9 protein-coding genes and 1 pseudogene are annotated in these 6413 nt (G+C 31.4%); 8 read left to right on the top strand and 2 right to left on the bottom strand.

The genetic code is table 11. The annotated features are described in order from the left end of the window. Positions 1-93: 93 nt before the first annotated feature. Both BLP58_RS11230 and BLP58_RS11225 read right to left on the bottom strand, forming a co-directional pair. A complete protein-coding gene (locus tag BLP58_RS11230; RefSeq protein ID WP_013851193.1) occupies positions 94-375 on the bottom strand; it encodes a type II toxin-antitoxin system RelE/ParE family toxin in 282 nt (93 codons plus the stop codon). 6 nt (positions 376-381) lie between these two features. Beyond that, positions 382-669, bottom strand: a complete 288-nt coding sequence (locus BLP58_RS11225; RefSeq protein ID WP_025084314.1) for a type II toxin-antitoxin system RelB/DinJ family antitoxin — start codon at positions 667-669, stop codon at positions 382-384. Positions 670-901: 232 nt separating this feature from the next. Here BLP58_RS11225 and BLP58_RS11220 point away from each other — a divergent pair, with 232 nt between their 5' ends. The 8 genes and pseudogenes from BLP58_RS11220 to BLP58_RS11185 all read left to right on the top strand — a co-directional run. Further along, on the top strand, positions 902-1978 hold the full coding sequence (locus tag BLP58_RS11220; protein ID WP_013851195.1) for a Fic family protein: 1077 nt from the start codon (positions 902-904) through the stop codon (positions 1976-1978). A 193-nt stretch (positions 1979-2171) separates the two neighbouring features. Beyond that, positions 2172-2417, top strand: a complete 246-nt coding sequence (locus BLP58_RS11215; protein WP_013851196.1) for a type II toxin-antitoxin system prevent-host-death family antitoxin — start codon at positions 2172-2174, stop codon at positions 2415-2417. A 2-nt stretch (positions 2418-2419) separates the two neighbouring features. After that, positions 2420-2749 carry a type II toxin-antitoxin system RelE/ParE family toxin gene (locus BLP58_RS11210; protein WP_013851197.1) on the top strand — a complete coding sequence of 110 codons (330 nt, stop codon included), beginning with the start codon at positions 2420-2422 and terminating at the stop codon, positions 2747-2749. 157 nt (positions 2750-2906) lie between these two features. Further along, positions 2907-3497 carry a type IV toxin-antitoxin system AbiEi family antitoxin domain-containing protein gene (locus BLP58_RS11205; RefSeq protein ID WP_025084312.1) on the top strand — a complete coding sequence of 197 codons (591 nt, stop codon included), beginning with the start codon at positions 2907-2909 and terminating at the stop codon, positions 3495-3497. Next, positions 3494-3734 (top strand): annotated as a pseudogene (locus BLP58_RS11200) (nucleotidyl transferase AbiEii/AbiGii toxin family protein); the annotation flags it as partial. The gene BLP58_RS11205 and the pseudogene BLP58_RS11200, both read left to right, overlap by 4 nt. 651 nt (positions 3735-4385) lie before the next feature. Further along, a complete protein-coding gene (locus BLP58_RS11195; protein ID WP_013851202.1) occupies positions 4386-4637 on the top strand; it encodes an AbrB/MazE/SpoVT family DNA-binding domain-containing protein in 252 nt (83 codons plus the stop codon). Next, positions 4631-4969, top strand: coding sequence for a type II toxin-antitoxin system PemK/MazF family toxin (locus BLP58_RS11190; protein WP_025084310.1), 339 nt, complete (start codon positions 4631-4633; stop codon positions 4967-4969). Before BLP58_RS11195 ends, BLP58_RS11190 begins: the two co-directional genes overlap by 7 nt. Positions 4970-5467: 498 nt before the next feature. Continuing rightward, positions 5468-6413 (top strand): IS30 family transposase (locus BLP58_RS11185; protein ID WP_074484279.1); only part of this gene is annotated, 946 nt, incomplete at its 3' end.

Below are 6413 nucleotides of genomic sequence, written 5' to 3'. Positions count from 1 at the left end.
TACAAGACACTCTAGAATCCTATTTTGAATAAATAATTAATTAAAAAAATCAATCTACGAGAAAGATTTATTTACACAAAAGATTTGACAGTTTCAATCTCCATGATTTCCAATTCTTACTAGACGAATAGTTGGATTAGTCTTATGTGGTTTATAGATAACTACAACATCAACTTTACCATCACTTAAATGATAATCAAAGTTACCACTGTAATTACCGCCGCGTTTATCTAATGGATGGAGATCATAACCGTCTCCGGCTTTTCCGTTACTGACTAATTGTTTAACTGTATTTTTAAAATCTTTTATTAGTTCTGGGTGTTCTTTTTTAAATTTTTTGTAGTCCCTTTTTAAATTGGGGTTCGTATTTAACAATGTACATTAGTCTTTATCCAAAGATTTCATTAAATCATCGACATTAGTAAAGCTGGGTGAATCATCCGAAACCAAACCTTCATTTTTAGCATCAGCTAGAAGCATAGCTTTTTCAGTAGTTTTATTAGGAATTTCCGGTTCAGTAATAATTTCAAATGGAATCCTTTTTTGTAGAACTAATTGCTTAGCTGCCATTACAAAGTAAGTGTTCATTGAGATTCCTGCTGTGTCTAAATCTTTTTGCAGTTTTCGTTTTAAATCGTCATCAAGACGAATTGTAGTTGATGATGTCATAAAATCACTCCTTTACATTATGACATCATTATAACATACAAATGGCCTCATTATGTAATATAAAACTTAAAAATTATTTTTTTAGTATTCTAAACTTAAATGCAAAAAAATTTTAGAATGTCATATAACTAAGAATTTATGTACTATATTGAAAGCGAATAATAAAAAAGTATTTTGATCACGTTTTGAGTATCTTGATCATTTAGAGTAAAATGATCAAGATACTAGTTTGATGATCAAGATAAAGGAGAGAATAATTATTAAAAAATTTAACTATCAAAAACTTAATGGATTACATTATACAAATACTTTAGTAAATAAATTGAATCTAATCTATAACCTAAGGGGAAGAACAGAAAGTTATGAAACTAATTATCGTGATACTTTAGATAGATTAGTTGAAATTGCTAAAGTTCAAAGTACAAGTGCATCTAATAGAATAGAGGGTATTTATACTACTGATGAGCGTCTTAACAAAATTATGGCAAACAAGACGCAACCTAGAAACAGAAATGAAAAGGAAATCTCTGGTTACCGTGATGTTTTGAAGCTAATCCATGAACATTATGACTATATTCCAATAACCTCTAATTCAATTTTAGAGTTGCATAAAAGATTATTTTCTTATACTGATAGTACATGGGGCGGACACTTTAAAGATAGTGATAATCAAATTATTACACAATATGCTGACGGAAGACGAGAAGTTCGGTTTAATCCGCCCCCAGCTTTTATTACTCCACAATTAATCCGAGACTTATGTGATGCATATAATTTAGCACTACAAGCAGGTGAAATATCTCCGTTGATTTTATCAGGTGCATTTATTTTCGATTTTGTTTCAATCCACCCATTTAGAGATGGAAACGGACGAATGTCTCGTTTGTTAATGCTACTAACAATGTATAAAGCAGGTTTTGATGTAGGAAAATATATCAGTATTGAAAAATCTATTGAAGATACAAAGCCAGATTATTATCGAGTTTTAAAAGAGAGCTCTGCTGGCTGGATAGATAATAATAATGACTATTTGCCGTTTTTAGATTATTTTTTGAGTATAGTCTTAAAAGATTATCGGGAATTCAATGAACGACTAAGTCTTGTAAATCAAACAGATTTACCCGTCGATAAGTTGATCTTAAAAATGTTGAGACAAGCTTTACAACCATTGTCGATTAAAGAAATTAATAATCTTATTCCACAATACAGTGAGGTAACGATTCGACGTGCACTTAGGAAGCTTCAAGAAGATAATAAAGTCAATAAGTTGGGTAAAGCTCGAGCAACGAAGTATGGATTAAAAATATAAACTATTAAATTTATTTGTCTTCAGTATGTCTAAAAAGTAAATTAATTCTGAAGTTAATGCTATTTAATTTTGCTTAAGTCTTATATTAACTATTTTATTAGTCACATATTGGATGCTTGGAGATGTCATGACATTGCATAAGTATTTGATCCTTGGTATAATCGAGTAAAATTTCAAGTAAGAAGGTGCTTCTATGGAAAATATTATGCCAGTATCAGATATGCGATACTATAATCAAAAGTTGAGTGATGTTAATGTTGGTTCGCAAGTTATTTTGACCCGTAATGGAAAGGCTGCTTATGCAGTGGTAGACATCGAGGAATGGAGAAGCACACAGGCAAAATTAAGATTGCTTGAAGAACTGCAAAAAGGTTATCAATCTCTCCAAAATGAAAAAACTGTTTCTCGTGATGAATTTAGAAATAGTTTAGGTATTTAAGAATGGGATATACTGTCAATGTAGCTCGTCAAGTACTTAGAGATGCTGAGGAAGAGATCTTTTATAAAAAAGAATTAGGTACATATCCTGAAAATATAGAAAAATTTGAAAAAGATCTAGATAAGTTAATCTATATACAGTTATCAGAAAATCCATTGATAGGAACCAAGTTATCTTTTCGTTTATATTCTGTTAGTACTACCATTCGATATCTAGTAGTAGATGATTACATTTTATTTTATGACGTTCAGCAAAATAAGAAAATTGTCGATGTTATAAGACTACTGCCAGCTAAGTCACATTGGATGAATACTGTTAGAAAATATTTGTAAAAGTTAAAGTGTTTTTGAAGAAATAAGTCTTAAATACTGAAAAAACGATCAAATTAGCTCTTAATAGAGTCATTTTTTGATCGCTTTTTTCTGCCTTTTACTTATTTTACTGCATAGTTAATAAAACCGTAGTAAAATAAGTAAAAGAGGTGATTTTATGAATCAGCAAGTATTAATTAAAAAACTGGCTGCAGAACATAATGGAACTCTTACACATAATCAATTAGTTAACAATAATATTTCAAGCTATAACATTAACCTAGCTTTGAAATCGGGATTATTGGAACGGACACGTTCAGGTATATATCAAAAATCTAATACTACGGAAGATATTTTTTATAGCCTGCAACAAAAATATAAACGAGGAGTTTATTCTTTAGAAACAGCTTTATATTTATGGGATCTAAGTGATCAATATCTCTTTAGTTTAGATATGACCTTTCCAAGGGGCTATAATCATGCAAATTTGGACTTGGATATTAACGCACATTATCAAATAAAAACTCTCCAAGATATTAGAATTACAGAAACCAAATCCTTTAATGGAAATACTATTAGAGTATATTCTCCAGAACGAACTTTGGCTGAGGTTTTACGTACTATTAATATGGTAGATGTTGAAATAGTAACTAATGCTTATAAAACATGGGCAAAAAGAAATGAAAAGAATATTAATGCATTGATGGATTTTGCTGAAAAATTTAAAGTAATGGATAAGGCAAATAGTTATTTAGAGGTATTACTGTGAAAAATTACGTAGATGAAAAGCAATTTAAGGCAGGAAGTCATGTTGGATGATTTATTAAAAAGAATCTCTATATTAAAATATAAAGATAACTTTATTTTGAAAGGAGGATTACTATTATCAGCAGTAGTTGGTATTAATAATCGTTCAACAGAAGATATTGATGGCGAAATTAAAGGCCTTGATTTAACCGAAGACGAAATAGAGAAAGTATTTAAGGCAATCTGTAATACTAGTCTGGTAGAACTATCATGATGATTATTTGTAGTAGTTGACAATTCTATAATTTAACAGAATAATATAGTCTCGTCACTACAAGACTTCATAATTCAAAACAAAAAGTCTATTAAGTAATTTTTTGATCGTTTTTTCTAGTTTGCATTTTAGCAATCGGATTCCTGATAAAATTGATTTTACTTCTCCGCTGGGTATAAGAAATGCATCATTGAAAGAGCAAATTTCGGCTCATCAGCAAATACCCAAGCTTTAAAAGTTAGGTATTACAGTAATAGAAACTTTACAAGGAAATTCAGTTAAAGCTTATTCGCTTGATAGAATTATGACTGAAATATTATGCCCTCAGGATCATGTTGATCGTGAGATAATAAATAAAGCTTTCGAGCAGCATTTAAAACGTGATAACTTTAGAGATTTTTCTAATAATCAAAAAACGATTGCGCATACGGGAAAATTAGCATAATAAAATAGAACGCGACAGGCTAAATTACTAACCCTTAGATGATTTCGTTAGCTTATATTTTTTAGATGCAGAAAATATAAGTTGTTTGATAAATTATTTTACCTAGTTGTATTTAGTGGATATACATTGTATAATTTAAATGTGATATACATTGTATAACTATTTAATAAATAATTTAATGAGGTGAGCTTATGATAACTGCTACAATTTCAAAATGGGGTAATTCTAAAGGTATTAGACTTAATCAGGCCGTTCTACAAGCATTAAATGCAAAAACTGGTGATCATTTAAATTTTAAAATTGAGGATAATAGGGTAATTATCACTAAGAAGGAACCAAAACATGAACTTACTTTTGAAGAACTTTTTAAGGATTATAAAGGTGGTTCATTTGATACAAAGATTTCATTACCAGATGAAAGAGTGGGCAATGAAAAATGGTAATTAAACAAGGATCCGTTTTATTGATGGATTTAAGTCCTAAGCAGGGACATGAACAATCCGGCAAGCGTCCATATTTATATTTAAGTTATCAAGGTGTTGAAAAATATGCCCATATAGCGATTTTTGCTCCAATTTCAACTACGAAACGGCGATATCCACTATATAGAAATCTACCAGATTCTTGTAAAACTAAAGGCGTAGTTATGTTAGATCAACTTGTAACTGTGGATTATCATAATCGCAAACATCAATTTTTAGAGCAATTACCTGATGACTATATGGAAAAGTTGCTAAAGATTGTAAAGGTAGTATTTCAAAAAGATCCTTCTTAATTTTAAATGCACTTAACATTTATTAGTTTATATCATTTTAGAGAATATATGATATAGTGAGAATTTAGAAAGAGCAAAGCGCTAAATAATAACGTTAAAGATTTAAATTAAATGTAAAATGCTAGCAATAACAACGATAACTACTAATATCACTTTAGAGGTAATCGCTAATTGCAAATGACATTTCCTGTTTTTAAATTTAAAAGTCATAATTTTTTCTCCTTTCTAATTAAAGCAAATAGGTAGCGCTATTTGCTTTTTTATTTGTAGTGAGCTTTGAGATCTTTGATATTAAAGCTCATACTGCTTGCTTGTATTAAATATAGCCCATTAATTAGTTTTTGTGTGCGCAATTCAAAAAAAGGTAAAAATGATCTAACTGTTATAAAAAATAAAGTATTCCCGGATTTAAAATTGAAGTGCAACGCTAAGTGTTAAACAAAAAGGCCATGAAGACCTAAACTTGAAGTGACCAAAAATCAAGAAAGGTGAATCTTCATGACCAATTCAAATTCTAGCATCTCTAGACATTATCATCAATTAAATAGTGAACAACGAGGACAAATACAAGCTCTGCTTGATTCAGGCATAACCTCCTGTTCCGCTATTGCTCGAGAAGTTGGCTGTCACAAATCGACAATTAGCCGTGAAATCAGACGTGGCAGCGTCCTGCAAAGAGAGCATAACTATCTGCTCTATGAGCATTACTATGCCGATACTGCGCAGATCTATCATGATAAGCGACGCAAGAACTGCTGTAAGCGTGATCCGTTAAAACATTATGCTGCTTTTCTGAGAATGCTGTCTAAGCGGTTTAAAGCTAAATTTGATGCTACCAGCATTGATGAGTTTGTGGGTGAGTTCAAGCAGACGATGCCAGGCTATTCCTGCCCCAGCACGCCTACCGTTTATCGCTATATTGATCGCGGTTTGCTAGATATAAGCAATATTGATCTGCCAATGAAGCTTAAAAGACGCAGAAACAAACGGCATCATAGTCATGGTGGGCATGCTTTACACAAAAAGAATCTTGGCAATTCAATTGAGCAGCGGCCTAAAGAAGCTGAAGACAGGGCAACTCCTCTTCACTGGGAAGGAGATTTGGTTAAAGGCGTTAGACGTAAAAATCAACCTGCTTTGATGACTCTGACAGAAAGAACTATTCGGTTTGAAGTTGTCATCAAAATACCAGATTATCGAGCAAGTACTTGTCAAAGACTGCTTCAAAAAGAAATAGACCAGCATCCTGATTGGTTCAAGACTATTACTTTTGATAATGGTTCTGAGTTTGCAGATATGACTAAAATCAAGAACTGTCAGATCTACTTTGCTCATCCATATTCACCTTGGGAAAGAGGCACAAATGAAAACTGCAGCGGTCTTCTGCGTAAATTCTTCCCTAAAGGCAAAAGCATGAAAGATAAGACAGCTGCATATGTTCAAC

The sequence above is a fragment of the Lactobacillus kefiranofaciens genome, from assembly GCF_900103655.1.
GTDB classification, from domain to species: domain Bacteria; phylum Bacillota; class Bacilli; order Lactobacillales; family Lactobacillaceae; genus Lactobacillus; species Lactobacillus kefiranofaciens.
Note: the sequence above shows the minus strand (reverse complement) of the source record. Positions and strands in the feature narration are given on the sequence as shown.

Excerpts from the sequence above, each read along its gene's own strand:
- BLP58_RS11195 (WP_013851202.1), top strand. The coding sequence starts at position 4,386 with ATGATAACTGCTACAATTTCAAAATGGGGTAATTCTAAAGGTATTAGA.
- BLP58_RS11190 (WP_025084310.1), top strand. The coding sequence starts at position 4,631 with ATGGTAATTAAACAAGGATCCGTTTTATTGATGGATTTAAGTCCTAAG.
- BLP58_RS11215 (WP_013851196.1), top strand. The coding sequence starts at position 2,172 with ATGGAAAATATTATGCCAGTATCAGATATGCGATACTATAATCAAAAG.
- BLP58_RS11210 (WP_013851197.1), top strand. The coding sequence starts at position 2,420 with ATGGGATATACTGTCAATGTAGCTCGTCAAGTACTTAGAGATGCTGAG.
- BLP58_RS11205 (WP_025084312.1), top strand. The coding sequence starts at position 2,907 with ATGAATCAGCAAGTATTAATTAAAAAACTGGCTGCAGAACATAATGGA.
- BLP58_RS11225 (WP_025084314.1), bottom strand. The coding sequence starts at position 669 with ATGACATCATCAACTACAATTCGTCTTGATGACGATTTAAAACGAAAA.
- BLP58_RS11220 (WP_013851195.1), top strand. The coding sequence starts at position 902 with ATGATCAAGATAAAGGAGAGAATAATTATTAAAAAATTTAACTATCAA.